Origin of the sequence: Ensifer sp. LC11, from assembly GCF_001695835.1 — a bacterium.
Taxonomy (GTDB): Bacteria; Pseudomonadota; Alphaproteobacteria; order Rhizobiales; family Rhizobiaceae; genus Ensifer.
The window spans coordinates 143,765-168,350 of sequence record NZ_MBSO01000034.1 but is presented as its reverse complement, the minus strand read 5'-3'; the positions used below and the strand labels follow the sequence as shown (position 1 = coordinate 168,350).

Genomic DNA, 24,586 nt, shown 5'->3' with positions numbered 1-24,586 from the left:
TCACGAATCGAATATCGCTAAAATGCCTCGTTCCCGTGGAATCCTCCACGCGGGCTCGGGCCGAATGCTGCACTTTGCGAAAGTGAAGGAGTGGCCTGTGACGGGCGTCTGCCTGTCAAAGGAGGAAAAGATAATGAAGAAGCTATCGAAGTTTGTTGCCGCGTCGTTGCTCGTGGCCGCGGCTGCAACCCCAGTCATATTGGCTTCGGGCAGTGCCTATGCCGACGACAGCGGCGTTGTTCTTATTCCGGGCCAGCCGACGGGCTCTGCTGGCGATACGGGCACGCCGAGTTCGAACCCAGACACGGGTACGCCGAGCTCCAACCCTGACACGGGCGCCGCAAATGCCAACGGCGATACGGGCGCGCCGAGTTCAAATCCCGATACCGGTGCGCCAGGTGCGGAGGGATCGACACCCTAAGCGGTCCTGCAACGCGCAACAAAAGAGGTCCTCCAGCAAAGGACCTCTTTTTTTGTCTTTGCGTTCATGTCCAGGCTCCTGTCGGCGATTGTCCTGAGGCCACATAGCAATGCCCGATCTGCCAAAGGTCTGCAGGATGGCTGAAGGTGGGCAGGAGCATGCAAACCGCATTCATGCGCTGCGCTCTCGGGTGAGGAGCCCAGGCGTTGAGTCGCCAATTGAGCGGCACTACTCGGCTGGCTGGAGGATGGCTTCAGCCTGTTTCTTCTTCGAAACCTTCCGATAGAGCGCCTCGGTTTGACCGAGCATGACATCGAGTGTGAAGCGCTGCTTGAGAGCCTCGGCCGCGGTGGACAGCGCCTTGAACGTCGCAGGTTCAGCAGCCCTGATCATGGTTTTGGCAAGGAGGGAGGTGTCATCGCTGTTGGGCAGAATGAAGCCGTTGTGTCCGTCCTCGATGACCGTGCGGGCGCCACCGATATCGGTGGCGATGATCGGCTTTCCTGCCGCGGCACCTTCCAGCATGACATAGGACATGGCTTCGTACCGGCTCGGCATCAAGAGGAGGTCGAAGGCGGGGACCGCTTGCGGGCCGGTGAAGGCTGAGGTCAGGTGCATGCGGTTCTGCAGTCCGCTTTCAGCGATGGCCGCGCGCAGGCTGCCGTCGCGTTCGCCGCTGCCGACCATCACCAGATGGCTGTTCTTCACTGAGGCGGCGGCGCTCTTGAACGCGGCGATCAGCCGTTCCGGTGCCTTCTGGGCAGAAAGCCGCCCGATGAAGCCAAAGACGAAGGCATCCGGCGCAATACCGAAGCTGGCGCGCATCGTCTGGGCCATGTCTGAAGAAGGTGGGGCAACGCCATTGACGATCACTGACATCCGGCCCTCAGGCATGTGCAGCGAGAGGGCATGGCGGTGCTCGTCCTCGGAAACACAGATCAGATGGTCGGTGAGGAAGCGGGCGAGGCCCCACTCGATCGTGCCGTAGATGAGCCTGCCGCCGCGACCGAGTGTCGGGTCGAGCGTGCGAAAGGCATGCGGCGTGTAGAGACGCGGGACATGAGGGCCGGGAAGCCGCATCCGCGTCAGGGCGCCGGCCTTGGAACTGTGGCCGTGAATGATGTCGAAGCGGTTGCCGCTGATGATGCGGCTGAGTTCGAAAAAGCAGCCGATATCCGACGGCCCGGGTGCGCGCTTCATGTTGACGGCATGGACGGCCGGCAGGCCGATTGCTTTCAGCTCGCGCACGAAGCCGTCCTCGGCGCGCACCGGCGAATAGACGGCTTCCACGTGGTGGCCGCGCGTATGCATGCCGCGGCAGAGATCGAGGAAATGCCGGCCTGAACCGCCGCCGCTTGGCTCCAGCACCTGCAGGAGGCTCAAGGATGGGGCCAGCGCCCGGCTGGGAACGAGATGTTCCATGATCAGGAGCTCCAACCGGCGCGCGCATTGCGGCGATGGCGGTATTCGAGGGCGGCGCATCCCCAGATGATGCCGAGAAGCAGATAGAAGTGGCGCCAATGGTCGGTGTCGATGACGTTGCCGACCCCGACATGGCCGAGAACGGCGACCCAGGCAATCATCAGGTAGGTCTGCCAGGGGCGGTTAAGCAGCAGGAAGCGGAAGCCGAGCGAGAGCGTCCAGATGATGAGCGTCACGTAGCTGACGAAGCCGAGCCAGCCATAGGAGGTCAGCGACTTCAGCCAGACATTGTGCTCGTCCTCGGGGAAAATGGTGCTGAAGACCATCGGGCCGATGCCAAGCGGCTTTTCCATCGACATCAGGAAACCTAGCCGATGACGGTCGAAACGACCGAGATGGCCGCCGTCATAGTCCTGCACCAGCTGCGAGCGGCTGGAAAAGAGCGTTGCCACCTGTTCGGATTGGAGGGCAACGAGAAGGGCGCCGACGATCATCAGCCCAGCGACCAGCGCTAGCACGAGGATCCTCAGGCGGAACAGGCCTTTTCGCTCCTTGAGCAGCATGACGAAGACGAAAGCAACGACACAGAAGAGATTGAGCGCCCAGGCGGCGCGGGAAAACGACAGGAAGACAGCGAGCGCCAAAACCATGAGCGCGGCGATTTTCAGCGGCGCTTTCTGGATCGGCTGCGTGAGGATGCCGTGGATCAGATACATCGCCGGCACCGAAAGAAACGGTCCGAAGACGTTGGGATCCTGAAACGCGCCTTTGGCGCGGCCATAGAGTGTAAAATTCTCAGCGCCCGGCACGGCGCCGAAATAGCCGAGAATGCCGAGCAGCGCGGTGATCACGGCGGCCGCCACCCAGGCATTGAAGATCAGCCGCAGCCGCTCGTGGCGGTCCTCGATGATGGCGGCATAAAACACCGACGACAGCGCCAGAAAGCCTGAGACCGCCATGTACATCGGCCCCTTGGTCAGGTCGACCATCACGGTCAAAGATAGGATCCCGCCGACCATGAACAGCGTCAGAAGCGTGAGCAGGGGGGCGATGCTCCGTGAAATCTTCAGGCCGAAGAGCGCCCATAGGCCGATCAGTCCGACCAGAAACAGTTCATAGGGGGCGGGCTCGAAGATGACGAAGCCGGAAAGAAAGACGGCAAATGCCACCAATCCGGAGCCTAACAGCGAGAGCGCCGCAAGCTGGGGGCGAGCGATCGTGAACGGGCCTGTCTCAACGGTACTCAATAGGCGTTCTCGGTGTTGAGAAGCCGAAACGGCGTCAGAAACAGGATCTTGAGGTCGAAGAGCAACGACCAGTTTTCGATATAGTGAAGATCGAAGGCCGTGCGCAGACGAATTTTGTCGTCGTTGTCGATCTCGCCGCGCCAGCCATTGATCTGCGCCCAGCCGGTGACACCGGGCTTGACGCGGTGGCGGGCGAAGTAGCCTTCGACGACGTCGGAATAGGTCCGGTTCTGGGTCTGCGCGAGCACAGCGTGCGGCCGCGGCCCGACGAGCGAGAGCTCGCCTTTCAGCACGTTGAAAATCTGGGGCAGCTCATCGATCGAGGACTTGCGGATGAACCGGCCAACGGGCGTGACACGAGGGTCGCCCTTGGTCACGGCGTTGCGCGCTGACGGGTCGCTCATATGCGTGTACATCGAGCGGAACTTGTAGACTTCGATGGTCTCGTTGTTGAAGCCGTGCCGCTTCTGCTTGAAGATGATCGGGCCGGGGGAGGTGACTTTGACCGCGATGGCCGCACCAAGCATGATCGGCCAAAGGAGCACCAGGGCGACCAGGCTGAAGAAAATGTCGAAGCCGCGCTTGGCGACCGAGTCCCAATCAGCAATCGGCTTGTCGAAGATGTCGAGCATGGGCACATCGCCGACATGGGAATAGCTGCGCGGGCGGAAGCGCAGGTTGTTGGCGTGCGCGGCGAGCCGGATATCGACCGGCAGGATCCAGAGCTTCTTGAGGAGCTGCAAAATGCGCTTCTCCGCCGTCAGCGGCAACGAAATGATCAGCATGTCGATCCGTGCCAGGCGGGCGAATTCCACGAGCTCATCGACGGTCCCGAGCTTCGGATAGCCGGCGATGACATTGGGTGAACGGCGCTCGTCGCGATCATCGAATATGCCGCAGATACGGATATCGTTGTCCAGTTGATCCTCGAGCGTGCGGATCAGGTCCTTGGCCGGCTGGCCACCGCCAACGACGACGGCGCGCCGCTCCATTGTTCCGTTGCGGGCCCAGTGACGGATCGAATAGGCGATGAAGGCGCGCTCGGCGAGCAGAAACAGCGCGCCGCCGATGAACCAGCCACCGAACCAGACGCGGGAATACTGATGGCCGGACTTCAGAAAGAACAGCGCGATGGCAATGCCGCCGAAGGCGACCGCCCAGGAGGCGAGGATGCGTGGCATGACGCGCAGCCAGGCTCGGAGGGCCGGGATCTGGTAGGTGTCGGCGATCTGCATGGCTGCAACTGCCAGCGCCGAGCCGCCGAAAAGGATCGCGAGATAAAGCGGCAGCTGGTCGAAGCCCGGTTGGACGTAGAGGGCGTTGATGGCGTAGCCGATCGCAAAGAGCGCGCTGAACTCGAAGAGGCGCATCAGCCCCATGATCATCGCGGGCGAATAGGTGTCGGCGCTGAATTGCCCTGCGATCTGTCGTGCCAGCGGATTGAGGTCCTTGGCGGCCTCGTCGCCTGGTGGCTCTTCAGGTGCACGGGTGCGGATTTCCGAAATCTTCTTGCGAAGAGCTTCGGGGTCGAACGAACCCGGGCGGTCAAACTTGTTCATGGCTGTCTTCCGGCGCTGAAGTCCCTCAGTCCGGATAGCAGAAAGCCACTAAGAAACGCTTACGTTGTGGGCAGCGGGCTATCCGCGGACGGCTGGTAACGGCACAATTCCCGATAGAGCCTTAACATATCGGCCGACATTACCGAAGCTGCAAATTGCGACTTGAACGTGCTTGGGTCGGGCATGACACGCGCCGCCCAGTCTTTTTCCGTGATCGCGCGCGCCATGATGGCGGCAAGTGCCTGGGCATTTGCGGGTTCGGCGAGGGCCGCACTGTCGCGCCCCAGAATTTCCGGGATGCCGCCAACGCGGCTGGCAATGACGGGTTTTCGCGCCGCGACCGCCTCAAGCACGATGTAAGGCATGGATTCAGCACGTGATGGGACGACGATGTTGCGCGTCATTGCAAAGGCCTCGCGCGTCTTCATCGCCGGCTGCATCGTGATGCGGCGGCCGAGACCCTGCTGAAGCATCAGGTTGTAGTATTCCTGCTCTTGTGGGCCATCGCCGATCATCAGCGCCGATAGCGGCCTGCCCACGAGCCTTTCCGTCTGTGCGAATGCCTCCACAAACAGATCGGGACCCTTCAGGTCCCGCATCATCCCGATATAGAGGAAATCGACCGCATCCGGCCGCGGTGCCACGATTTCAAACTCTCCGTCATCTATTCCGTTGTAGATCAGTTCGTTTCGCTCGCGCGGCAGACCTACCTTTGCGATGTAGGTCTGGCGTTCGAAGTCGCAGACGAAAACGAGCGCATCCGTGAGCCGTCCCTGGATCCGTTCCAAGGGGAAGATGAGCCGCCCGGTTAGCGAGCCGGGGCGGTAGTGCAGGCTGCCGCCATGCGGCGAATAGAGGCGGGCTACGCGATACTTGTTGACCCGCAAGGCTGAACCGATGAGCCGGGCAATGACGCCACCCTTGGCGCCGTGCCCATGCAGCACATCCGGTCGCAAACTTCTGATTTCCTTGTAACCGCGCCACAGGGCGGCAAGATCGGACAAACCGACCGACCGATGGATCGGCATTCGAACGAGACCGAGCGCCAGATGGGGGCGGATTTCGTCGAACAGGCGATCTTCGTGACTGCCCCCCGTGGTGCTGTCGCAGAGGATGCCGACCTCATGGCCGGCATTGGCGTGCGCCTCGGCGAGATCGCGCACATGACGAAATATGCCGCCGACAGGCGACCTGAAGCAATGAATGATGCGCAGGGGACGCTGTTGCTGCATCGAGGTCAGAACAGGCGTTCACGAACATAGATCGTATCGCCAGCGAGTACCGCGTCTGTGATCGGCACCCGGCCGGTGATGATGCGGCCGTTGATCTTGCGCGTAATGTCGGCGTTGGATTGGTTGGCGCGCGGCGAGAAGCCGCCGGCGACCGCGATCGCGTTCTGTACGGTCATGCCGGGCACATAGGCATATTGGCCGGCCTGGCCGACTTCGCCCATGATGAACACGGAGCGATAGCGGTCGACCTCGATCGTCACGTCGGGATCGCGCAGGTAGCCTTGGCGCAACTTGGCGGCGATCATCCCTTCAAGCTCGGGCAGGGTCTTGCCGCGGGAGGCGATCGTGCCGATCAGAGGGAAGGCAACATATCCGGCCTGGTCGACCGTATAGGTACCGGTGAGGCCGGCCTGTTCGAAGACGTTGATCCGCAGCCGATCGCCGCTATCGAGGCGATAGGGCTGGATCGTGGCTTCGCTGAAGGCCTTCGGCGCCGGCTGATAGCTTGTGCAGCCCCCGAGCAACATCGACAGCGCTGCCGCCGTGATAGCGAGACCCGTCTTTATGGCTGCGGTTGACATGCTGTTCATAGGCTCCGATACGACCACCTTTTCCGACGTTATCGATCCGTTAGGGTTAATAGCCGGTAAACTGCCGGTAGAATTTTCGCGGGATCGGCTGCACCAAGGTCGGTCATTATCACCCGGAAGTTGCTTGCATTAACCCTTGCGTTACCATGTTCCTTTACCGTCCGGCGAGATTTGAAGGTTCGGAGCCAGTAGCATGTCGGGAAGCGGCAGCGCACAGCAGGATGTGGATATCGACCTCGGCGGCCTTTTTCGGGCCGTCTGGGATCGGCGCGTCAGGGTATTGCTCGCCACCGCCTGCGTTGCAGCACTCGCCTTTGGTGCGGCAAAGATGATCTCGCCTGACTATCAGAGCGAAACCCGTGTGCTTATTGAATCGCGCGAGCCGGAATTCAGCGGCCCCAACCAGGCTTCGCAGGCCGGCGCGGATCGCGTCTTCGATGAATCCGGCATCCTCAGCCAGGTGCAGGTGCTGCGCTCGGCCGACCTGATCAAGCAGGTCGCCCGCAACATGAAGCTCCATGAGGTCAAGGAATTCGATCCGTCGGCAGCGCCGTCGGCGCTATCGGACCTCCTGGTTATGCTTGGTATCAAGAAGAACCCGTTGGAGATGCCGCCCGAGGAGAGGGTGCTCAAGGAATTCAACGCCAAGCTCCAGGTCTATCAAGTCGAGAAGTCGCGGGTAATCGCGATCGCCTTCACCTCGAAGGATCGCCAGCTCGCAGCCGCCGTGCCCAACGAAATGGCAAAGGTTTTTCTCACGCTGCAAAGTGGCGCGAAACTCGACACGAATTCCGAGGCGACCCGTTGGCTCGAACCCGAGATTGCCAATCTGCGCGAAAAGGTGCGGGATGCCGAGGCCAAGGTTGCTGCCTATCGCGCCTCGTCCGATCTGCTGCCGACGGGTGAGGCTACGAATTTCGCGACACGGCAGCTGACTGATATCTCGACCGAGCTGACGCGCGTACGCGGTGAGCGCGCCAATGCCGAGGCGCGCGCCGCCGGCGTGCGCTCGGCCCTTGCTAGTGGTCGTGCGCCTGACACCATCACCGATGTCGTCGGTTCTCAGATGATCCAGCGGCTGAAGGAGACCGAGGCAAATCTGCAGGCCCAGGTTGCCGACCTCTCGACGACGCTGCTGGACGGCCATCCGCGCCTGAAGGCGCTGAAATCGCAACTCGAAGGCATTCGCGGTCAGATCCGCATTGAGACCCGCAAGATCCTGACGAGCCTGGAAAACGAAGCGAAGGTCGGAGAGCTGCGCGAACAGCAGCTCGTACAGCAGCTCAATGCGCTCAAAGCCCAGTCAGCTCAGGCGGGTGAGGAAGAGGTGGGTTTGCGCGCGCTCGAGCGCGAGGCGACCGCCCAACGGCAATTGCTCGAAACTTATCTTGCACGTTACCGCGAGGCGACGTCGCGCACGGTCGAGAACGCAACGCCGGCAGATGCGCGCGTGATTTCAAGCGCGGTGGTCCCAACCAGCGCGAGTTTCCCGAAGGTGTTGCCGATCACGATCGTGGCTGCTCTTGCGACATTCCTGCTCAGTTGCGTCGTGATCATGCTTGGCGAGTTGTTCAGCGGGCGGGCGCTGCGGCCGGTTTCTGCGAGTGGCGAACCGATCCCGGTTCGCACGCGTCCCGCAATCGCGGCAAGCGCGGCAGACGCCGGCGTCACCACAACGGATGTGCGTCCCGAACCCACGCCTGTGGACGGCGACGCTGTCGATTTGCTGTCGGCGGCCGATAGATCGAAAGCGGAAGAGGACGTCGACGATTCTGCAGTGTCGAGCGAACCGGACTTCTCGATCGAGGCCGTGGCGGAGCACCTGCGCGCAAGCAACGTCAGCGTCGCGATTTCGGTATCGCCGGGCGGAGACGAAGGGTCCACTGCGACCGTTATGCTGGCGCGCCTGCTTGCCGAGGCCGAGTTGAAGGTGGTGCTGATCGATCTGACGGGCTCTGCCTGCCCAACGCACCTGATGGCGCGCTCGGCGCAACTGCCCGGCATCACCAATCTCTTGGCAGGGGAAGTTCCCTTCACCGATACGATCCATGCGGACCGCTTCTCCGACGCCCACATCATTCCCCAAGGCGATGCCGATCCCAGGCAGGCGATGCGGGGCATCGAGCGGCTGAAGATGATCATTGGTGCGCTCACCAACGCCTATGACCTTGTCTTGGTCGAATGCGGTCCGGCCGATGAAATGGCCGTCGAAAAGATCGCCGGCCGCGACGGCGCGGAAATCATCCTCTCGGCGCCATCGGTCAGCGACGAACGTATCGTCGAAGTGCTGACAGGCTTTGGTGCTGCAGGTTACCGCGACATCGTCCTGATGACCGGGCAAGTGGTTTCGGACCCGGACTATCCCGACCGCGACGCAGCCTAACGGACGCAATTCTCTCAGTGACATCCTGCCCTCAACTGGAATCACTTGGGGCAGAAAGATGCTCTAGAATCAAAGTGCTAGAGCGTCGGGCAGTCTCAGCCGGCGCCGGTGCCGGAGACCGCACCCTGTCGCATCCGCCTGGTGCGCTGGATGCGGGCGTAAACGGACCTGTTCGCCTTCACCACCCTCTTTGCCCACACGACTAGATGATGGAGCTGGCGGGCAAGCCGGCCTGCGAGTGTGATCGGCAACAGGATATCGCGCAGCGGCGTCTCGATCGTGCACCAGGAGCGCTTGTAGGGCTGATCCCCGACGCCGAAATCAAACAGGCGCACGCCCTCGCTCGAAAGGCGCTCGATCATCCGATAGAACAGCAGCTCACCCGGGCTTGCCTCGCCTGCCAGAGCTTCGTCGATCGATCCGAACTGGCAGATGACATGGTCTCCCTTGCGCGACAGCGCGGCGACGGCAACGACCTGCCCCTCGTGTTTGCCCTTGAGGCGGATGGCGTTGAGTTCCATGAGCCGCACTTCGCCGCCTTGGCGAGCGGCAAGTGCATGGAAAAACGCTTGTGTCTCGGGCTGCTGGAAGACATCCGGCAGGCCAAGTGTTGCGAAGCGGGTCGCCTTCTGCCGAAAGAAGGTGTCGAGCAGCGCCGTCGCCTCGGCAGCGGTACCGGCGACGACGTATTCGTAGCCACCCGTCTCGCCCAGTCGACGCTCGGAGATCCGCATCTTCTTGCGACGGCGTTTCGCGTTGATCTGAGCCAAAGTGAGCTGGATGTTGCCGAGAAGCGGGAGCTGGAAAGACGGGTTCGGGTTGGCGACGCCGGGAAGGGAGGCAAGCGGGCTGACGCCACCACGCCATTCGCTCGGCACCCTGTCGAGTACAACGACGTCGGCAAGACCGCGCAGCGCCACTCGTATCGCGCTGGCAAGCGCCCCGGCGAGTGCGGGTGTCGTTACGGACGAAGCGTTGCCGGCGAAGAGGCCGGTGTTGAGATTGCTGTGTTCCGTTCCGATCAGGCGGGCCGTCCGGTAGAGGCGTCCGCGCTTGAGTTCCAGGGGCAGAACGAGGAAGGGTTCGCCGTCGAGCGTGACGCGCAGGATCAAGAGGTCGCTGCCGTGCGCCTTGGCCCAGGCAGAGCACCAGTCATAGGCATGATGCAGCGAGTTGGCGACAAGACCATCGAGCAAACGCCATTCGGTTTCGAGTGGTTCCATGCTGCGGTGGACCGAGATTTCGAAGCGGCCGGCGGCATCGGTCGGAGCGACACGCATGGAGGCGTGCGCGCGGCGGTCGGCTGGGCCCTCCATGGTAAGATCCGAGTTCGTCATCAGAAGTGCCATCCGGTCCCTGTTGCGGAGCGATTGAACCGCAAGGCCCGCTACCATCCATTTAATTCGAGAGTGCTTATCAAGGTGATGGGGAATAACCGGCAAACGCGGTTAGCAAAGCATGAAGCGATGCGGACCGTTGCGGGCGCCTGCCGTCAATCAAGGAAGCCCGTTGCGAGAGCCTTTGCCCATTCCAGGCGGTCGCGGCTTGCGGCGAGCCGAGACATCGCCATCCAGTCGTAGGGAATATTGCGGAAGGTGGCGCTCCACCCCGAGGGCGTCTGCTCGATGATGGCGTAGCGTGCATCCGGAGCCCCCGCTTCGACCTTGTGCGGCACGGGCAGGTCGTCGTCATAACCGGGGCAGCCGACGCTACCCGGATTGACGACGAGGCGGCCGTCAGACAGCCGGACGGCGCGCTGGATATGCGTGTGTCCGCAGAGGATCACCGGATAATCGATGCCGACAGCCTCCGCTTCGATTGCCGAACGCGGCGCCATCTGCACGGTGCCGTTCGCTATCGGGGCCTCCAGCCAGTAGGTCTCATCGCTTGTCGGCGTCGCATGGCACAGGAAGAACGTGTTCCTGTGGACATGTGCCACGGGCAGGGTGGCCAGCCATTCGCGATGATGCGGCTGCAATTGATCATAGGCCGCACGATCCGACAACCCCATTTCGTGCGGATCCTTGGTCAAGAGATAGCGATCGTGATTGCCGCGGATCGAGAGGATCGCTCGTTCGATCAGGATGTCGGCGGATCGTGCCGCGTTGAGCGGGCCGCTCAAATGATCGCCGAGGGCGACGATGTCGGTGATGCCCAGCATATCGATGTCGGCGAGCACTGCCTCGAGCGCCAGATCGTTGCCATGGATGTCAGCGATGACAGCAAGTTTCACGGGCGTCTCCTCGAATGGCTGCCGCACAGAGGCTCAGCGGTCACGCGCCGGCCTTTCCATCCATTTGATAATCAGCATCGCCGGCAATATCCAGAGCAGGCCGGTGAAGAAGAAATAGGCCAGATGCACCCACCAGGGTGCAGCACCCAAAAGCAGCGAGGCAAAGGTAACGGCGGCCAGCGCGTAAACGATGACGAGGATGATGATCAGGATCGTGCCGATCAGCTTTCTGAGGCGTACGGGCATTTCATATCTTTCATAGGCAAATGGGCGCGGACCGGCCGCGACCGCATGCCGCAAAGGTTTCGGCCTTGTTTTGCATGCTGCTCTGGTGCAAATCAACGGCTTTCCGAGAGGAGTGACCGTTGATCCGTCCGGTCACTCCGCCGACAACCCTGCGATATCAGAGGGACAATGATGGCCGGCGTCGAAATGGCGACAGAACAGATGCTTCGAAACGAGATCGGCAAGACCGACCGCAACCGCCGGCAGATCCGCGCCTGGCTTGCCGTCGTTCTTTTTACGCTCTTTGCGCTGGTCCTTGTCGGGGGTGCCACGCGGCTGACCGAATCGGGTCTGTCGATCACGGAATGGAAGCCGATCCACGGCGTGATCCCGCCGCTTTCGGCTGCGGAGTGGGAAGAAGAGTTCCAGCTCTATCAACGCATCCCGCAATACCAGCAGATGAACAACGGCATGACGGTTGACGAGTTCAAGACCATCTTCTGGTGGGAATGGGCGCATCGTCTGCTGGCACGCACCATCGGGCTGATCTTCGCCCTGCCGCTCGCCTTCTTCTGGTTTACCGGCCGGGTCGAGCGCCGGTTGCGCATGCCGCTACTCGGCATTCTGGCGCTGGGTGGGTTTCAGGGCTTTATCGGCTGGTGGATGGTTTCCTCCGGCCTCGTCGACCGCACCGAGGTCAGTCAGTACCGGCTGGCGACGCATCTCGTCATCGCCTGTCTGATCTTTGCCGCGTGCATGTGGATTTTTCGCGGGCTCAGTTCCCATTCTGGCGATACCGCGCCGACCGATCGCTCGCGCAAGATGGCGGCGATCATCGCAGTCATGAGCCTGTTCCAGATCTATCTCGGCGCGCTCGTTGCCGGCCTTGATGCCGGCTTCAGCTACAACACCTGGCCGTTGATGGATGGTGCCATCATCCCGCAGGACCTGTTCCTGCAGCAGCCCTGGTGGATCAACCTGTTCGAGAACCCGAAGACGGTGCAGTTCGTTCACCGCATCGGCGCCTATGTGCTCTTTGCTTTCGCGCTGATGCACATGATCGCCTCGCTGCGAGCCGCTCCGGAAACCACGCATGCGCGCCGCTCGGTGCTCCTGTTCCTGCTCGTCTCGGCGCAGGCGGTGATCGGCATTATGACGCTGGTCTTGCAGGTGCCGATCGGTTGGGGTGTGGCGCACCAGGGTGGCGCACTCGTCGTCCTTGGCTTTGCGATTGCCCATTGGCGCGGTTTCTTTGGCGAATATCCGCGACCAACGGCGATCGAACTGCGCGACTGACAGTCGACGGACATCATCAACAAAAAGACCCCGGTGAGCGCCTCACCGGGGTCTTTTGCTTTTCAGGCGATGTCGTCGATCAGGCCGACAGCATCAAGTCCATGTTCTGCACGGCAGCGCCCGACGCGCCCTTGCCCAGATTGTCGAGCAGCGCGACCAGGTTCACATGATTGCCGCCGCTGGTGCCGAAGACGAAGAGCTTCATCGTGTCCTTGCCGGCAAGCTCGGTTGCGTCGATGCGGGCGAGCTTATCGCTTGTCGCGAGCGGCACGACCTCGACGATCGACTGGTCGACATAATGCGCGACGAGTGCTGCGTGGATCGTCTCCAGCGTGGTGCCGGCGGCGAGGTCTTCAAGGTAGAGCGGAACCTGCACGATCATGCCTTGCGCGAACTTGCCGACCGATGGGGCGAAAACCGGGGCACGGTCGAGCAGGCCGTGCATCTTCATCTCGGGCACGTGCTTGTGCTTGAGCGGCAGGCCGTAGAGGAAGTGCGGCGCGCTGATGTGTTCCGGATTGGTTTCGTCTTCCATCTGCGCGATCATCTGCTTGCCGCCGCCGGTGTAACCGGAGACTGCATTGACCGTCACCGGATAGCCGTCCGGCAGGATGCCGGCCTGGCGCAGCGGCCGGATCACGCCGATCGCGCCGGTCGGATAGCAGCCGGGATTGGCGACATGGCGGGCATCGCGGATCTTCTCCGGCTGCGCCCTGTCCATTTCGGCAAAGCCATAGGCCCAGTCGGGCGCGATGCGGTGCGCGGTCGAAGTGTCGATGATGCGTACCTTGTTGTTGCCGGAAACCATGGAAACGGCTTCGCGCGAAGCGTCGTCAGGCAAGCACAGGATGGCGATGTCGGCATCGTTCAGGAGATCTTCGCGCATCGCGGCGTTGCGTCGTTCCGCTTCCGGAATGGAAAGCAGTTCGAGATCGCTGCGGCCGGCCATGCGCGTGCGGATCTGCAGGCCCGTGGTGCCGTGTTCGCCATCGATGAAGATCTTCGGTTTCATGATTTTCCCATTCTGTTAGGTCATCGGTTGCGGCAGGATGCGGACGGAAAACCGCGGACACTTTTCCTCATCCCGCCAGTGCCTTACCGATCGTTTCGGAATCAGTCTGGCATAGAATTGAATCAATTTCTCAACAGGCAGGCGGACCGCCGCCAGCCCTGTCCGTTTCTATACAAGCAGCGGCCCCCGGTCGCAACGGCGGCGCTTGACTTCAGCGCAGTGGAGCGCGCTCAGCAAGCTTCTCCGCATGCAGCCCCAGCATGTACATGGCGACCGTCGCACCGGCGATCGCAGTAATGTCCGCGTGGTCGTAAGCGGGCGCAACCTCCACGACATCGCTGCCGACGACCGTCAGCGCGCCGAGCTTGCGCAACACCGAGAGGATCTTGGCGCTCGACGGGCCACCGGCGACCGGCGTGCCGGTACCGGGCGCATAGGCGGGATCGAGGCAGTCGATATCGAAGCTGAGGTACGCCTTGCGCTCGCCCACCTGCTGGATGATCGTGTTGGCAATCTCCGTCGCGCTCATCTCCTCGACATCGTAGCCGTAGAGGATACGAATGCCGCAATCCTCGGGCGCATGGGTGCGGATGCCGATCTGGATCGACGCGTCGGTGTCGATCAGGCCTTCGCGCGCCGCACGGCCGACGAAGGAGCCGTGGTCGATCCGCCCGCGCTCGTCCGGCCAGGTATCCTGGTGGGCGTCGAACTGGACGAGGGCGAGGGGACCATGGATGGCCGCATGCGCTTTCAGGATCGGGTAGGTGACGAAATGATCGCCGCCGAGCGTCTGCAGGTAGGCGCCGCTCTTGATGATCTTCGCCGCTTCGCGCTCGATCGTCGCCGGCGTCTTCGCATGGTTCCCGTAATCGAGCAGGCAATCGCCGTAGTCGATCGTCGCCATTTCGGCAAAGAGGTCGCGCTCGAACGGATATTGCGGGTCGTTGTCGAAGATCGCCGAGGCACGGCGGATCGCCTGTGGTCCGAAACGGGCGCCAGGACGGTTGGACGTCGCGGCGTCGAAGGGAATGCCCCAGACGACCGCATCGGCGCCTTTCAACTGCTTCGAATACTTGCGTCGCATGAAGGAGAGGATGCCGGCATGCGTCGGGTCGGATGCTGCCGATGTCAGTGAACGCGCCGTCAGCGCATGATCGATTGTCCTGTTCGCCATAGTCCGCCTCTGCTTCAGAGCGGGATAAGCGCACCTTCTGGGTGCATCCTGCTCGAACGTGTGGTGCGCGACGTTGGACAATCGTTGCCGGCAAGGCAAGGCCCTGCCGGCCGAATGTTTGGCTATTACGAGGCCTTGGCCTCGTAGGTCGGGGCGAAGTCGCCAAGGGCCTTCGCTTCGGTGATGCGTGCGGTGATATCCTCCTCGATGATCGTTTCGAGCTGGGCGAAACTGTCGATCACGTAATAGATCGGCTGGACGATATCGATGCGATAGGGCGTGCGCAGCACGGTCATCAGATCGAACGGCCGGAACTCGACGCCTGGTGTCTCCATGGCGTTGCGTGTCTCGTTCGGTGACGAGACAATGCCGGCACCATAGCAGCGGCGGCCCTTCGGCGTATTGATCAGGCCGAACTCGACGGTGAACCAGAAGATCCGGAACATGTGCCAGGAATAGCCCTTGCCGAGCGAGACTGCCTTTTCGCCGAAGCGCCGGACGAAATGGGCGTAACTCTGGTTGGTCAGCAGCGGGCAGTGGCCGAAGACTTCGTGGAAGATGTCGGGCTCTTCGATGTAGTCGATGTGCTCGCGCCGCCGAATGAAGGTCGCCAGCGGAAACTTGCCCTGCGCGAGAAGCTCATAAAACCGTGACGGGGCGATGAGAGCGGGGACGCCTTCGACGCCGAAGCCGGTGGTCTCGGCGAGACGGCGGTTCACGTCCTTCAGCTGCGGCACGTGGTGCGGTCCGAGATCGAGTGTTCTTGCGCCTTCCAGATATTCGTCGCAGGCCTTGTCGGCGAGAAGCTTCATCTGCCGCTGATAAAGCTCGCCCCAGATCGCATCTTCTTCCGGGGTGTAAAGATAGGTGCCGTCAGGCTCCGGCAGCTTGGCGGTATAGGTGCTTTCCTTGGTCATGACGCCTCCTCATCTCGTCAGAACAACTTCTCCTGTTGCAATTGTATCGCTGATGGAGCGAGTATTTGTTTCAGAGTTGTCAGGCAGTCGCCTGTTAGCGGGAGGAAATTTCGCTATGCCGTCCGATTTGAAGGAAAACTTTCAGCCGCTTCGCAAGCTGCTGCGACTGATTCAGGCCGATAGCGGCCAGTCGCTTTCGGAGCTGGCGGAGAAGGCCGGCATGTCGCAGAGTTCGGCTTGGCGGCGGCTGCAGGAGTTGGAAACCGACGGTGTCATCCGCAAGCGTGTCGCGCTGCTCGACCCGGCAAAGCTGGATCTGAAACTCTGCATCATCGCCCATGTGACGCTGGAGGATCACCACGACGAGGCGATCGCCGCCTTTTCGGCGGTCGTGCGCGACCGGCCGGAAATCATGGAGTGTTATGCACTATCCGGCACCTTCGATTACATGCTGAAGATCCGCGCCAACGACGTCGAAAGCTACGATGCCTTCATGACGCGCTATCTGATGCGCAACCCGCATGTGCGCACCGTCGTGTCGAGCTTCGTGCTGCGGGAGCTGAAGTCGACGACGGAACTGCCGATTTAAGGCAATTCCGGGAAAAGTCGCGAACCGTTGGTTTTTGCGACAGCAGGGAATCCTCAAGCCATCGACGCGTCCTTGAGTACCCGCGCCAGCCTCCTGCCGCAACCCAGCATTGACCGCCGACGGTCCTTGATGTACGTACATCAAGGACCGCTGAACATCCTGTATCTAATCCAAAATCCGCCTGAACATCGGCACGACCTATCGTAACGCTGAGGTCGGCTCGCCGTAAAATCGAGGCGAGTTAGATGAACCGGCAAACCGGCATGCATGTCTATAACACCTATCTAGGCGAGCCAGTCCAACGCGAGAACTTCGAAAGGTAGTAGAATGAAGGGGTTCCGAGTTAATCCAGACTTCGTCATAAGGGATGAAGTATCCCTTCGAAGTCTATTTGATGCGACACATGCTCTGGCCATACAGAAAAGTCAGAACACCCTCGGGCAGCATGCGCAGGAATTTATCAGGCGTTCGCCATTCTTGTGCATCGGCACGCAGAATCTGGACGGTAAAGCTGATGTCAGCCCCCGTGGTGATCCTGTCGGTTTTGTCAAAATTCTTGATGAGCTAACGCTGGCGATACCGGACCGCCCCGGCAACAACCGTCTCGATAGTTTGGTCAATATTCTCGCCAATCCGAGCGTTGGACTACTGTTTTTCATTCCGGGGTATGATGACACATTGCGCGTGAACGGGCGCGCGAGTCTGGTGAATGACCCTGAACTTCTGGCGAGCATGAAGGTCAATGACCGCACTCCCAAACTCGCGATCGTGGTCGAAGTGAGCGAGGTTTTCATACACTGCGCCAAGGCACTTCGGCGCTCCCATTTGTGGAACCCGGATCATTTTCAGGATCGCAACGAGATGCCGTCGCTTATGAAGTTCATTCTGGATGAAACAACTGGCGCGCCCAGCGATAAGGATGAGATGCGCAAAATGGACGACAATCTGGAAGAGGCCTACCAGAGGACGCTTTACTAGTTCACTCGCAACAGAAAGTATTCCATATTTCAATTAGGGCTGGCGATCTGATCGCCTTCGTCATAGGGCGGCGAACTGACCGAACTAGCGCTCGAACCCGTACTGCCGTTCGATCCTGCCGACGCGGACCTGGTAGTCCTCGTACCAGCGCTCGCGTCCGAGCCGCTGGGCGGTCAGGTGACGGACGTCGCTTTTCCACGCGGCAATGCTTGCTTCGTCCGCCCAATAGGAATTGGTAATGCCGAAGCCATCGGCGCCGCGCACGCTTTCCAGGCCGAGAAAGCCGGGTTGTTCGCGGGCGAGCCGCTCCATCTCCGTGCCCATGTTATCGTAGCCGTGATCGCCGGCGGTGCGCCGCGAGGAGAAGGTGACGATGTAATAGGGAGGCTCGGGGGTCTTGGCGACGGGGGAGTCGGTCGTGCGATGCCTCGGACGTTGACGTTGCGGGATACAGTTCCTGAGATGGTAACAAAAAAAGGCGGAGCAAAGCCCCGCCTTTCCAAGTCGCAGTCGGAAGCGATTAACGCTTCGAGAACTGGAACGAACGACGTGCCTTTGCACGGCCGTACTTCTTACGCTCGACCACGCGGCTGTCGCGGGTGAGGAAGCCACCACGCTTCAGGACCGAGCGCAGGCCCGGTTCGAAGTAGGTGAGTGCCTTGGAGATGCCGTGACGAACGGCACCGGCCTGGCCGGAGAGACCACCGCCAGCGACCGTCGCGTCGATGTCGAACTGGCCGTCACGGGCAGCAGCGACGATCGGCTGCTGCAGGATCATCTGCAGAACCGGACGAGCGAAGTAGTCGAGGTACGGCTTGCCGTTGATGGTGATCTTGCCGGTGCCCGGCTTGACCCATACGCGGGCAACAGCGTTCTTACGCTTGCCGGTCGCGTAGGAGCGGCCCTGAGCGTCGACCTTCTTGACGTGAACCGGAGCAGCCGGTTCCGCGGTCGTGGCGATGTCCTTGAGAGCGGAAAGGTCAGCCATTATCAGGCGCTCCTTGTGTTCTTGCTGTTCAGCTTGGCGACGTCGAGGACGCTCGGCTGCTGTGCTTCATGCGGGTGGTTGGCGCCTGCGTAAACGCGCAGGTTCTTCATCTGGCGACGGCCGAGCGGGCCGCGCGGAACCATGCGCTCGACGGCCTTCTCGATGACGCGCTCCGGGAAGCGGCCTTCGATGATCTGGCGCGCGGTGCGCTCCTTGATGCCGCCGGGGTAGCCGGTGTGCCAGTAGTACTTCTTGTCGGTGTACTTCTTGCCCGTCAGAACTGCCTTCTCGGCGTTGATGACGATAACGTTGTCGCCGTCGTCAACATGCGGGGTGAAGGTAGCTTTGTGCTTGCCGCGCAGGCGGTTTGCGATGAGGGAAGCGAGGCGACCAACAACGAGGCCTTCGGCGTCGATGATGATCCACTTCTTCTCCACCTCTGCAGGCTTCTGAACGAAGGTTGCCATATCAAAATCTTTCTTTGGACCCGAGCGGCGAACCGCTGGGCGTTTCTTGTTGCTTGGTTTTGGCCGGTTTCCCGGACAAAAGAAGAAAGCGGCCCGTGAGGACCGCGATCTGCGGCAGCTTATACGCAAGTGCGAAAAGAGCGTCAAGAACGCGAAATCAGTGCGGTGGAAATAAATATAAGTAAAAACAATAATTTACGTGTAAGGTATTTGAATACCACAAATTATCGCGGCGGAATCGAATAGGTCGCCGTTGCATGGGCGACGAGATCGTCGCCGCCGACCTTGACGATCGACGCGTCGAGAACGGCGAGCCGCTTGCCGAGTTTGAGGATCCGGCAGGTGCATTCGAGCGGTTCGGGCTCGGGTTTGCGCAGGAAGTTGATGTTGAGATTGGTGGTGACGGCAAGTGCTACCGGCCCGATATGGGCAATCAGCGCGATATAGGCGGAAACATCGGCGAGCGCGAAGAGGGTGGGGCCGGAGACCGTTCCGCCCGGGCGGATGTGTTTTTCGTTCGGATCGAGCCGCATGGTGGCATAACCGGGGCCGACCGCCGTTACGTGAAAGATCTTGCCGTCGGTGTGGACCTGCGGAAAATCCGTGTCGAGAAAGCGGTTGAGATCGTCGACTGTCATGATCGGCTCGATGGTCATGCTGGCTGCATCCTTTCATATATCTGCGCTCACCTGAGACCGGCAGGCAGGCGGACGCAAGGCGGAAAAAGGTCGTAGAGGGAATGCGCCGCCGGGCCATCCTGTCTGCTTGCATGGCACGCGCGACCGGCGTACCACCATGCCGAGTTCATGCCTAGGAGAAGAAAATGGCCGACGTCGTATCATTCAGGAAAGAGGAGCCGAACGGCCTGCTGCTGCGTGAACGTTCAGGGCCGGTGCTGCGGCTGACACTCAACAACCCGCCGGCCAACGTGCTGTCGATCGCCATGATGGAGGCGCTGCACGCCGAGTTCGATGCCGTCGCCGTCTCCAGGGACATCAAGGTTGTCGTGCTCGCCGCTTCGGGCAAGCTGTTTTCCGCTGGTCATGATCTCAAGGAAATGACTGCACATCGCGAGGACGGCGACAGGGGTAGGGCCTTCTTCGAACAAGCGATCCGCCTTGCCGCCGACCTGATGCTGAAAATCAATCGTCTGCCGCAGGCGGTCATTGCCGAGATCGACGGGCTTGCGACGGCCGCGGGCTGCCAGCTTGTTGCAAGTTGCGATCTGGCGATCTGCACCGACAGCTCCACCTTCTGCACGCCCGGCGTCAATATCGGCCTGTTCTGCTCGACGCCGATGGTGGCGTTGTCACGGGCGGCGCACCGCAAGCAGGCGATGGAGATGCTCTTGACCGGCGAGACGATCGACGCCTCGACCGCCAAGGATTTCGGCCTGGTCAACCGCATCGTGCCGCAACAGTATCTGCGCCAGGTCGTCGACAAATATGCTGCCGTGATCGCCTCGAAGTCGCCGCAGGCGCTGAAGATCGGCAAGGAAGCTTTCTATCGGCAGGCGGAAATGGACCTGCCGGAGGCCTACGACTACGCCGTCGGCGTCATGGTCGAAAACATGCTGGCGCGCGACGCCGAGGACGGCATCGGGGCGTTTCTCGGCAAGCGCATGCCGGAGTGGAAAGACGACTGACGCTCAGGCGAGCTTGAGCAGCAAGGCGCCGAGCGCGATGACGCAGGCAGCGGCGATGCGCCAGACGCTGACCGGCTCCTTGAGGAACACCACAGAGATCACCACGGCAAAGAGGATCGAGGTCTCGCGAAGTGCGGCGACGGTTGCGACCGGCGCCTTCGTCATCGCCCACAGCGCCAGGCCGTAGGCGCCGATCGAGCCGGCGCCGCCGATCAGCCCGCGCCACCAGTTCTTGTAGACATGGCGGCCGACCGGCTTGATGCCGCGCCGGGCGAAGGCCCAGGTGAACAGCAGGACCGGCGGCAGCAGCGCCATCCATAGCGTATAGGAGATCGCGTTGCCCGAGACGCGCGCGCCGATGCCGTCGACAAAGGTGTAGCTGGCAATGACGCAGGCATTGAGAAGCGCGAGTACGATCGCGTGTTTGCCGCCCTTTCGCGACTCGAAGGCAAGCGTCAGCACGCCAGCCGAGATCGTCAGAATGCCGATCATCGTGCCGAAGGTGAGTTCTTCGCCGATCAGTGCGCCGCTGGTCGCCGCGACAATCACGGGGGCAGCGCCGCGCATCAGCGGGTAGACGAGGCCGATATCGCCGGCGCGGTAGGAGGCGGCAACGAGCTGGAAATAGGCAAACTGGAACAGCGCCGAAACCAGGATATAGGGCCAGGCTTCGGGCTTGGGCAGGGGGACCACAGGCAGGAACGGGATCGCCACAACGGCGGCACCGAGCGCGATCATCGCCGCATCGAGGGATTTTTCCGAGCCTGCCTTGACCAGGGCATTCCAGGTCGCGTGCAACAACGCCCCGAACAGGACGAGCGCAATGACTTCAACGGGCAAGATGGAACCTCGGGAACGACGCAGTGGGCTGTGCAAAGCTTGTCGCGCCGCTCGACTACAAATGCAACCGGAAAGTCTTGCATAGCCGCACGTCCTGCTGCGGGATGGACGGGACGTGCAGTTGACTTGCCAGGTGCCGGCCCCATTATACGGCCGTTTAACGCGAGCGGACCTGAAGCCTGACATGAACCACGACGCCTATCCGGACTTTTACCTCGCCGACATCCTGCGCGAGACCAAGACGATTGCGCTTATCGGTGCCTCGCCGAATGCCGAGCGGCCGAGCCATCGGGTCATGGCGTTTCTGCTGCGCAAGGGCTATCGGGTGATCCCGATCAATCCCGGTCATGTTGGCAAGACGATCCAGGGGCAGACGGTGGTTGGCAGGCTTGCCGACGTCAAGGAGCCGATCGACATGGTCGATGTCTTCCGCGCCGCCGCTGCCTTGCCGGCGCTCGTCGACGAGATCCTGGCGCTGGATGCGCTGCCCAAGGTCATCTGGGGGCAGCTGTCCGTTCGCCATGATGGCGCAGCGACAAAGGCGGAAGCGGCCGGGATCAAGGTGGTCATGGATCGCTGTCCGGCCATCGAGTACCCGCGCCTGATCGGCTGAACGCTCTGGCACGAACGCGGCATTCGCGTCTGCGCAACTGCCAGTTTCGGAAAATCCTCTTTGACCACACGCAGCGGCTCTGGAATAGTGCCGCGAATTCTGCGCCAGGCCGTGGAAGTTCGATGCGGATCACACAAAGATTCAAGGTGATAGAGCGCTCGCGCGATCCCGAAGTGCGCTGCGTTTGATCATGGGAGGGACGAAATGACGAAAGACAATCCTGGTTTCAATACGCTCGCAATCCATGCGGGAGCGCAACCTGATCCGACCACCGGTGCGCGGGCGACGCCAATCTACCAGACGACGAGCTTCGTCTTCAACGATACCGACCACGCCGCGGCACTCTTCGGGCTGCAGCAGTTCGGCAACATCTACACCCGCATCATGAACCCGACACAGGCGGTGCTCGAAGAGCGAATGGCTGCACTCGAAGGCGGCACGGCGGCGCTGGCGGTCGCGTCCGGCCATGCCGCCCAGCTCCTCGTCTTCCACACCATCATGAACCCGGGCGACAATTTCGTGGCGGCCAACAGGCTTTATGGCGGCTCGGTCAATCAGTTCGGCCATGCCTTCAAGTCCTTCGACTGGCAGGTGCGCTGGGCCGACCCCATTGATCCGGCCTCCTTCGAGGCAAAGATCGACGGACGCACCAAGGCGATCTTCATCGAAAGCCTTGCCAACCCAGGCGGCACTTTCGTGGACATCGCCGCAATCGCCGAGGTCGCCCGCAAGCACGGGCTGCCGCTGATCGTCGACAACACCATGGCGACACCCTATCTGCTGCGGCCGCTGGAGCATGGCGCCGATATCGTCGTTCACTCGCTGACGAAGTTCATCGGCGGCCACGGCAATTCCATGGGCGGCGTCATCGTCGATGGCGGCACCTTCGATTGGTCGAAGTCCGGCAAGTATCCGCTGCTGTCGGAGCCACGTCCGGAATATGCCGGCGTCGTGCTGCACCAGGCCTTCGGCAACATTGCTTTCGCCATCGCCGCACGCGTTCTGGGCTTGCGTGATTTCGGTCCGGCAATCTCGCCGTTCAACGCCTTCATGCTCGTGACCGGTGCCGAGACTTTGCCGCTGCGCATGCAGCGCCATTGCGACAATGCGCTAGCGGTCGCCAAGTGGCTGAAGACAAACGATAAAGTGTCGTGGGTAAGTTATGCCGGGTTGGAAGACGATCCCAACAACAGGCTGCAACGGCGCTATTCGCCCAAGGGCGCCGGTGCCGTCTTCACCTTCGGCCTCAAGGGTGGTTACGAGGCGGGCAAGCGCTTCGTCGAGGGGCTGGAAATGTTCTCGCATCTCGCCAATATCGGCGACACGCGCTCGCTTGTCATTCACCCGGCCTCGACGACCCATCGGCAATTGACGCCCGAGCAGCAGGTCGCCGCCGGCGCCGGGCCCGATGTCGTGCGCCTGTCGGTCGGCATCGAGGATGTTTCCGACATCATCGCCGATCTCGAGCAGTCGCTGGCAAAACTCTGATGCAATTCGCCAACTACCTCCGTATTTGAGACCGCATACCTCGGCATGTCAGCCGGTTGATGCAACCAGAAATTTCGGCCTTTTTGCCCCGATAAGCGTCGTCTTGTCGGGGCATTTTGTTTGTCGCTGAAGTTTTTTGAGGTCTTGTAAAATCATGGTTTTCAAAGAGTAAACGGGCGACTTGAGCTCGTTGGTGGGAATGAAATTTTGACAGATGGCAGAAACTTGCAGGTTTTTAGATTTTTGTTCCGCGCTGATATCGGCTTGTTCCTGGTCCCCTCAAGCAGCAATTTTGGTCAGGACCAAGGTTGCTTCCGGCCACATTCAATGAGCCTTGCAGGCACCTCCAATCAGGATGGAAGAGACTTTTGCGGAGGAAAATCACTGGGAGGATCGACCGGAAATTAATTCAAGAACTCGATATAATGTCGCTCTTGGCATTTTCATTCTTTTCGCCGGAGCGCGTCAGTGACCACGGACCATGTAATTGAAGACACCGTTATCGAGGCCTCAAACTGACATCCCATTGTATCGCGACAAGGCCGTGGCAACGGATCGATGAAGGGGGCGCGTCATAATCAAGACACCAAGTGTTCCTGATGCGCCTCCTAAAGACTCCGAGCAAGCTCGATGCGGAGTGGACGACAAGTCGAGAAGCGAAAGCTATCCGCTAGCCGTCAGGATCGGCACCTATAAATGATGACTCCACAACCTGCGCAGACAGCAGACGATCCAGCCGTGGTGTTTAAACGCAATTCATCTGACGTCTTCGTTTTTCAGCGCGTTCACGGCGGCCAAAATGTCACCAGGAAAAATGCTGAACTCGAGGGGAAGGGCGGTGATTTGCCCAACTTCTAGTGTGACGCAGTCAAAGCCTCATTCGCCTCAGAGATGATCGCAGACAACGACGCATCGGCAGCGGCCTCTTATGGCCGATTTTGGACAGGTATCATGGAAACCGGAATTTTCTAATTTTCGCTCGGTGCAGATTTCACCGATCAAAGCGCACATGCTTCTCTCTTCTGCCGCCGCCCCACAATGACGAGTTGGGCGTGTCGTCGCGAGGCATTTCATTTACCGGTCATTAAGGAACCGCGGCCAAGCTTCCCCCATCGAAACGGCAGCGGAGTTCCGAGGTCGGTGTAAGGCAAACGAAAAGGGCCGCTCTGCAAAAGCGGCCCGTATTCAAGGTGGAGTCTGGCTGTTCCCGAGCTTCAACGAGGTGACAGCGTTCCAAGCAAGCCAAAAAACCGACCTGGGACCACCA

24 protein-coding genes are annotated in these 24,586 nt (G+C 61.0%); 8 read left to right on the top strand and 16 right to left on the bottom strand.

The genetic code is table 11. The features are described from left to right. Window positions 1–133 precede the first annotated feature (133 nt). Entirely contained in the window at window positions 134–421 is a 288-nt protein-coding gene (locus BBX50_RS22060; RefSeq protein ID WP_065788373.1) for a hypothetical protein, read from the top strand. A gap of 228 nt (window positions 422–649) precedes the next feature. Here the strand turns inward: BBX50_RS22060 and BBX50_RS22055 are convergent, their stop codons facing one another. Genes BBX50_RS22055 through BBX50_RS22035 form a run of 5 tightly spaced genes read right to left on the bottom strand, consistent with a single transcriptional unit; the run spans window position 650 to window position 6,462 of the window. After that, on the bottom strand, window positions 650–1,843 hold the full coding sequence (locus BBX50_RS22055) for a glycosyltransferase family 4 protein (protein ID WP_065777450.1): 1,194 nt from the start codon (window positions 1,841–1,843) through the stop codon (window positions 650–652). Between the two features lie 2 nt (window positions 1,844–1,845). Next, window positions 1,846–3,090, bottom strand: coding sequence for an O-antigen ligase family protein (locus BBX50_RS22050; RefSeq protein WP_065777449.1), 1,245 nt, complete (start codon window positions 3,088–3,090; stop codon window positions 1,846–1,848). After that, a complete protein-coding gene (locus BBX50_RS22045) occupies window positions 3,087–4,649 on the bottom strand; it encodes an undecaprenyl-phosphate glucose phosphotransferase (protein WP_065777448.1) in 1,563 nt (520 codons plus the stop codon). Before BBX50_RS22045 ends, BBX50_RS22050 begins: the two co-directional genes overlap by 4 nt. Window positions 4,650–4,708: 59 nt before the next feature. Then, window positions 4,709–5,881 carry a glycosyltransferase family 4 protein gene (locus tag BBX50_RS22040; RefSeq protein ID WP_065777447.1) on the bottom strand — a complete coding sequence of 391 codons (1,173 nt, stop codon included), beginning with the start codon at window positions 5,879–5,881 and terminating at the stop codon, window positions 4,709–4,711. Window positions 5,882–5,886: 5 nt separating this feature from the next. Next, window positions 5,887–6,462 carry a polysaccharide biosynthesis/export family protein gene (locus BBX50_RS22035; protein ID WP_065777540.1) on the bottom strand — a complete coding sequence of 192 codons (576 nt, stop codon included), beginning with the start codon at window positions 6,460–6,462 and terminating at the stop codon, window positions 5,887–5,889. 202 nt (window positions 6,463–6,664) lie between these two features. Here BBX50_RS22035 and BBX50_RS22030 point away from each other — a divergent pair, with 202 nt between their 5' ends. Further along, window positions 6,665–8,854 (top strand): exopolysaccharide transport family protein, encoded by a 2,190-nt coding sequence (locus BBX50_RS22030; RefSeq protein WP_065777446.1) that lies wholly within the window; start codon window positions 6,665–6,667, stop codon window positions 8,852–8,854. Window positions 8,855–8,949: 95 nt separating this feature from the next. Here BBX50_RS22030 and BBX50_RS22025 read toward each other — a convergent pair whose 3' ends face one another. From BBX50_RS22025 to BBX50_RS22015, 3 genes are all read right to left on the bottom strand, one after another. Next, on the bottom strand, window positions 8,950–10,170 hold the full coding sequence (locus BBX50_RS22025; RefSeq protein WP_244513095.1) for a GNAT family N-acetyltransferase: 1,221 nt from the start codon (window positions 10,168–10,170) through the stop codon (window positions 8,950–8,952). 176 nt (window positions 10,171–10,346) lie between these two features. After that, window positions 10,347–11,087, bottom strand: coding sequence for a metallophosphoesterase family protein (locus tag BBX50_RS22020; RefSeq protein ID WP_065777445.1), 741 nt, complete (start codon window positions 11,085–11,087; stop codon window positions 10,347–10,349). Between the two features lie 33 nt (window positions 11,088–11,120). Continuing rightward, on the bottom strand, window positions 11,121–11,333 hold the full coding sequence (locus BBX50_RS22015; RefSeq protein ID WP_065777538.1) for a DUF2842 domain-containing protein: 213 nt from the start codon (window positions 11,331–11,333) through the stop codon (window positions 11,121–11,123). A 171-nt stretch (window positions 11,334–11,504) separates the two neighbouring features. Between BBX50_RS22015 and BBX50_RS22010 the strand changes: the two genes are divergently transcribed. Further along, entirely contained in the window at window positions 11,505–12,608 is a 1,104-nt protein-coding gene (locus BBX50_RS22010; RefSeq protein ID WP_065777444.1) for a COX15/CtaA family protein, read from the top strand. Between the two features lie 79 nt (window positions 12,609–12,687). On the opposite strand, the gene argC is transcribed toward BBX50_RS22010, so the two are convergent. The 3 genes from argC to BBX50_RS21995 form a co-directional block, all read right to left on the bottom strand. Next, on the bottom strand, window positions 12,688–13,620 hold the full coding sequence (argC, locus tag BBX50_RS22005) for an N-acetyl-gamma-glutamyl-phosphate reductase (RefSeq protein WP_065777443.1): 933 nt from the start codon (window positions 13,618–13,620) through the stop codon (window positions 12,688–12,690). 211 nt (window positions 13,621–13,831) lie between these two features. After that, entirely contained in the window at window positions 13,832–14,794 is a 963-nt protein-coding gene (gene speB, locus BBX50_RS22000) for an agmatinase (RefSeq protein ID WP_065777442.1), read from the bottom strand. 125 nt (window positions 14,795–14,919) lie between these two features. Then, entirely contained in the window at window positions 14,920–15,711 is a 792-nt protein-coding gene (locus BBX50_RS21995; protein ID WP_065777441.1) for a phenylalanine 4-monooxygenase, read from the bottom strand. 115 nt (window positions 15,712–15,826) lie between these two features. Between BBX50_RS21995 and BBX50_RS21990 the strand changes: the two genes are divergently transcribed. After that, a complete protein-coding gene (locus BBX50_RS21990; RefSeq protein ID WP_065777440.1) occupies window positions 15,827–16,300 on the top strand; it encodes an Lrp/AsnC family transcriptional regulator in 474 nt (157 codons plus the stop codon). Between the two features lie 327 nt (window positions 16,301–16,627). Continuing rightward, window positions 16,628–17,278: a pyridoxamine 5'-phosphate oxidase family protein gene (locus BBX50_RS21985; RefSeq protein ID WP_065777439.1), complete on the top strand. Its 651-nt coding sequence runs from the start codon at window positions 16,628–16,630 to the stop codon at window positions 17,276–17,278. Between the two features lie 84 nt (window positions 17,279–17,362). Here the strand turns inward: BBX50_RS21985 and BBX50_RS21980 are convergent, their stop codons facing one another. The 4 genes from BBX50_RS21980 to BBX50_RS21965 all read right to left on the bottom strand — a co-directional run bounded on the left by BBX50_RS21980 (window position 17,363) and on the right by BBX50_RS21965 (window position 19,389). Further along, window positions 17,363–17,728, bottom strand: coding sequence for an antibiotic biosynthesis monooxygenase (locus BBX50_RS21980; protein ID WP_065777537.1), 366 nt, complete (start codon window positions 17,726–17,728; stop codon window positions 17,363–17,365). A 70-nt stretch (window positions 17,729–17,798) separates the two neighbouring features. After that, a complete protein-coding gene (gene rpsI, locus BBX50_RS21975; RefSeq protein ID WP_065777438.1) occupies window positions 17,799–18,266 on the bottom strand; it encodes a 30S ribosomal protein S9 in 468 nt (155 codons plus the stop codon). A 2-nt stretch (window positions 18,267–18,268) separates the two neighbouring features. After that, complete coding sequence (rplM, locus tag BBX50_RS21970) at window positions 18,269–18,733, bottom strand: 50S ribosomal protein L13 (protein ID WP_065777437.1); 465 nt, start codon at window positions 18,731–18,733, stop codon at window positions 18,269–18,271. Window positions 18,734–18,957: 224 nt separating this feature from the next. Beyond that, window positions 18,958–19,389: a PaaI family thioesterase gene (locus BBX50_RS21965; protein ID WP_065777436.1), complete on the bottom strand. Its 432-nt coding sequence runs from the start codon at window positions 19,387–19,389 to the stop codon at window positions 18,958–18,960. Between the two features lie 167 nt (window positions 19,390–19,556). Between BBX50_RS21965 and BBX50_RS21960 the strand changes: the two genes are divergently transcribed. Beyond that, window positions 19,557–20,378 (top strand): enoyl-CoA hydratase, encoded by an 822-nt coding sequence (locus BBX50_RS21960; RefSeq protein ID WP_065777435.1) that lies wholly within the window; start codon window positions 19,557–19,559, stop codon window positions 20,376–20,378. Between the two features lie 3 nt (window positions 20,379–20,381). Here the strand turns inward: BBX50_RS21960 and BBX50_RS21955 are convergent, their stop codons facing one another. After that, window positions 20,382–21,218, bottom strand: a complete 837-nt coding sequence (locus tag BBX50_RS21955) for a DMT family transporter (RefSeq protein ID WP_065777434.1) — start codon at window positions 21,216–21,218, stop codon at window positions 20,382–20,384. Between the two features lie 184 nt (window positions 21,219–21,402). On the opposite strand from BBX50_RS21955, the gene BBX50_RS21950 reads away from it, so the two are divergent. Further along, window positions 21,403–21,831: a CoA-binding protein gene (locus BBX50_RS21950; protein ID WP_065777433.1), complete on the top strand. Its 429-nt coding sequence runs from the start codon at window positions 21,403–21,405 to the stop codon at window positions 21,829–21,831. A gap of 204 nt (window positions 21,832–22,035) precedes the next feature. Then, on the top strand, window positions 22,036–23,319 hold the full coding sequence (locus tag BBX50_RS21945) for an O-acetylhomoserine aminocarboxypropyltransferase (protein WP_065777432.1): 1,284 nt from the start codon (window positions 22,036–22,038) through the stop codon (window positions 23,317–23,319). Window positions 23,320–24,586 lie beyond the last annotated feature (1,267 nt).

Excerpts from the sequence above, each read along its gene's own strand:
- BBX50_RS21960 (WP_065777435.1), top strand. The coding sequence starts at position 19,557 with ATGGCCGACGTCGTATCATTCAGGAAAGAGGAGCCGAACGGCCTGCTG.
- BBX50_RS22055 (WP_065777450.1), bottom strand. The coding sequence starts at position 1,843 with ATGGAACATCTCGTTCCCAGCCGGGCGCTGGCCCCATCCTTGAGCCTC.
- BBX50_RS22010 (WP_065777444.1), top strand. The coding sequence starts at position 11,505 with ATGGCCGGCGTCGAAATGGCGACAGAACAGATGCTTCGAAACGAGATC.
- speB (WP_065777442.1), bottom strand. The coding sequence starts at position 14,794 with ATGGCGAACAGGACAATCGATCATGCGCTGACGGCGCGTTCACTGACA.
- argC (WP_065777443.1), bottom strand. The coding sequence starts at position 13,620 with ATGAAACCGAAGATCTTCATCGATGGCGAACACGGCACCACGGGCCTG.
- BBX50_RS22045 (WP_065777448.1), bottom strand. The coding sequence starts at position 4,649 with ATGAACAAGTTTGACCGCCCGGGTTCGTTCGACCCCGAAGCTCTTCGC.
- BBX50_RS21945 (WP_065777432.1), top strand. The coding sequence starts at position 22,036 with ATGACGAAAGACAATCCTGGTTTCAATACGCTCGCAATCCATGCGGGA.
- rpsI (WP_065777438.1), bottom strand. The coding sequence starts at position 18,266 with ATGGCTGACCTTTCCGCTCTCAAGGACATCGCCACGACCGCGGAACCG.
- BBX50_RS22040 (WP_065777447.1), bottom strand. The coding sequence starts at position 5,881 with ATGCAGCAACAGCGTCCCCTGCGCATCATTCATTGCTTCAGGTCGCCT.
- BBX50_RS22025 (WP_244513095.1), bottom strand. The coding sequence starts at position 10,170 with ATGGAGGGCCCAGCCGACCGCCGCGCGCACGCCTCCATGCGTGTCGCT.
- BBX50_RS21985 (WP_065777439.1), top strand. The coding sequence starts at position 16,628 with ATGAAGGGGTTCCGAGTTAATCCAGACTTCGTCATAAGGGATGAAGTA.
- BBX50_RS21990 (WP_065777440.1), top strand. The coding sequence starts at position 15,827 with ATGCCGTCCGATTTGAAGGAAAACTTTCAGCCGCTTCGCAAGCTGCTG.
- BBX50_RS21995 (WP_065777441.1), bottom strand. The coding sequence starts at position 15,711 with ATGACCAAGGAAAGCACCTATACCGCCAAGCTGCCGGAGCCTGACGGC.
- BBX50_RS22060 (WP_065788373.1), top strand. The coding sequence starts at position 134 with ATGAAGAAGCTATCGAAGTTTGTTGCCGCGTCGTTGCTCGTGGCCGCG.
- BBX50_RS22030 (WP_065777446.1), top strand. The coding sequence starts at position 6,665 with ATGTCGGGAAGCGGCAGCGCACAGCAGGATGTGGATATCGACCTCGGC.
- rplM (WP_065777437.1), bottom strand. The coding sequence starts at position 18,733 with ATGGCAACCTTCGTTCAGAAGCCTGCAGAGGTGGAGAAGAAGTGGATC.
- BBX50_RS22035 (WP_065777540.1), bottom strand. The coding sequence starts at position 6,462 with ATGTCAACCGCAGCCATAAAGACGGGTCTCGCTATCACGGCGGCAGCG.
- BBX50_RS22015 (WP_065777538.1), bottom strand. The coding sequence starts at position 11,333 with ATGCCCGTACGCCTCAGAAAGCTGATCGGCACGATCCTGATCATCATC.
- BBX50_RS21965 (WP_065777436.1), bottom strand. The coding sequence starts at position 19,389 with ATGACCATCGAGCCGATCATGACAGTCGACGATCTCAACCGCTTTCTC.
- BBX50_RS21950 (WP_065777433.1), top strand. The coding sequence starts at position 21,403 with ATGAACCACGACGCCTATCCGGACTTTTACCTCGCCGACATCCTGCGC.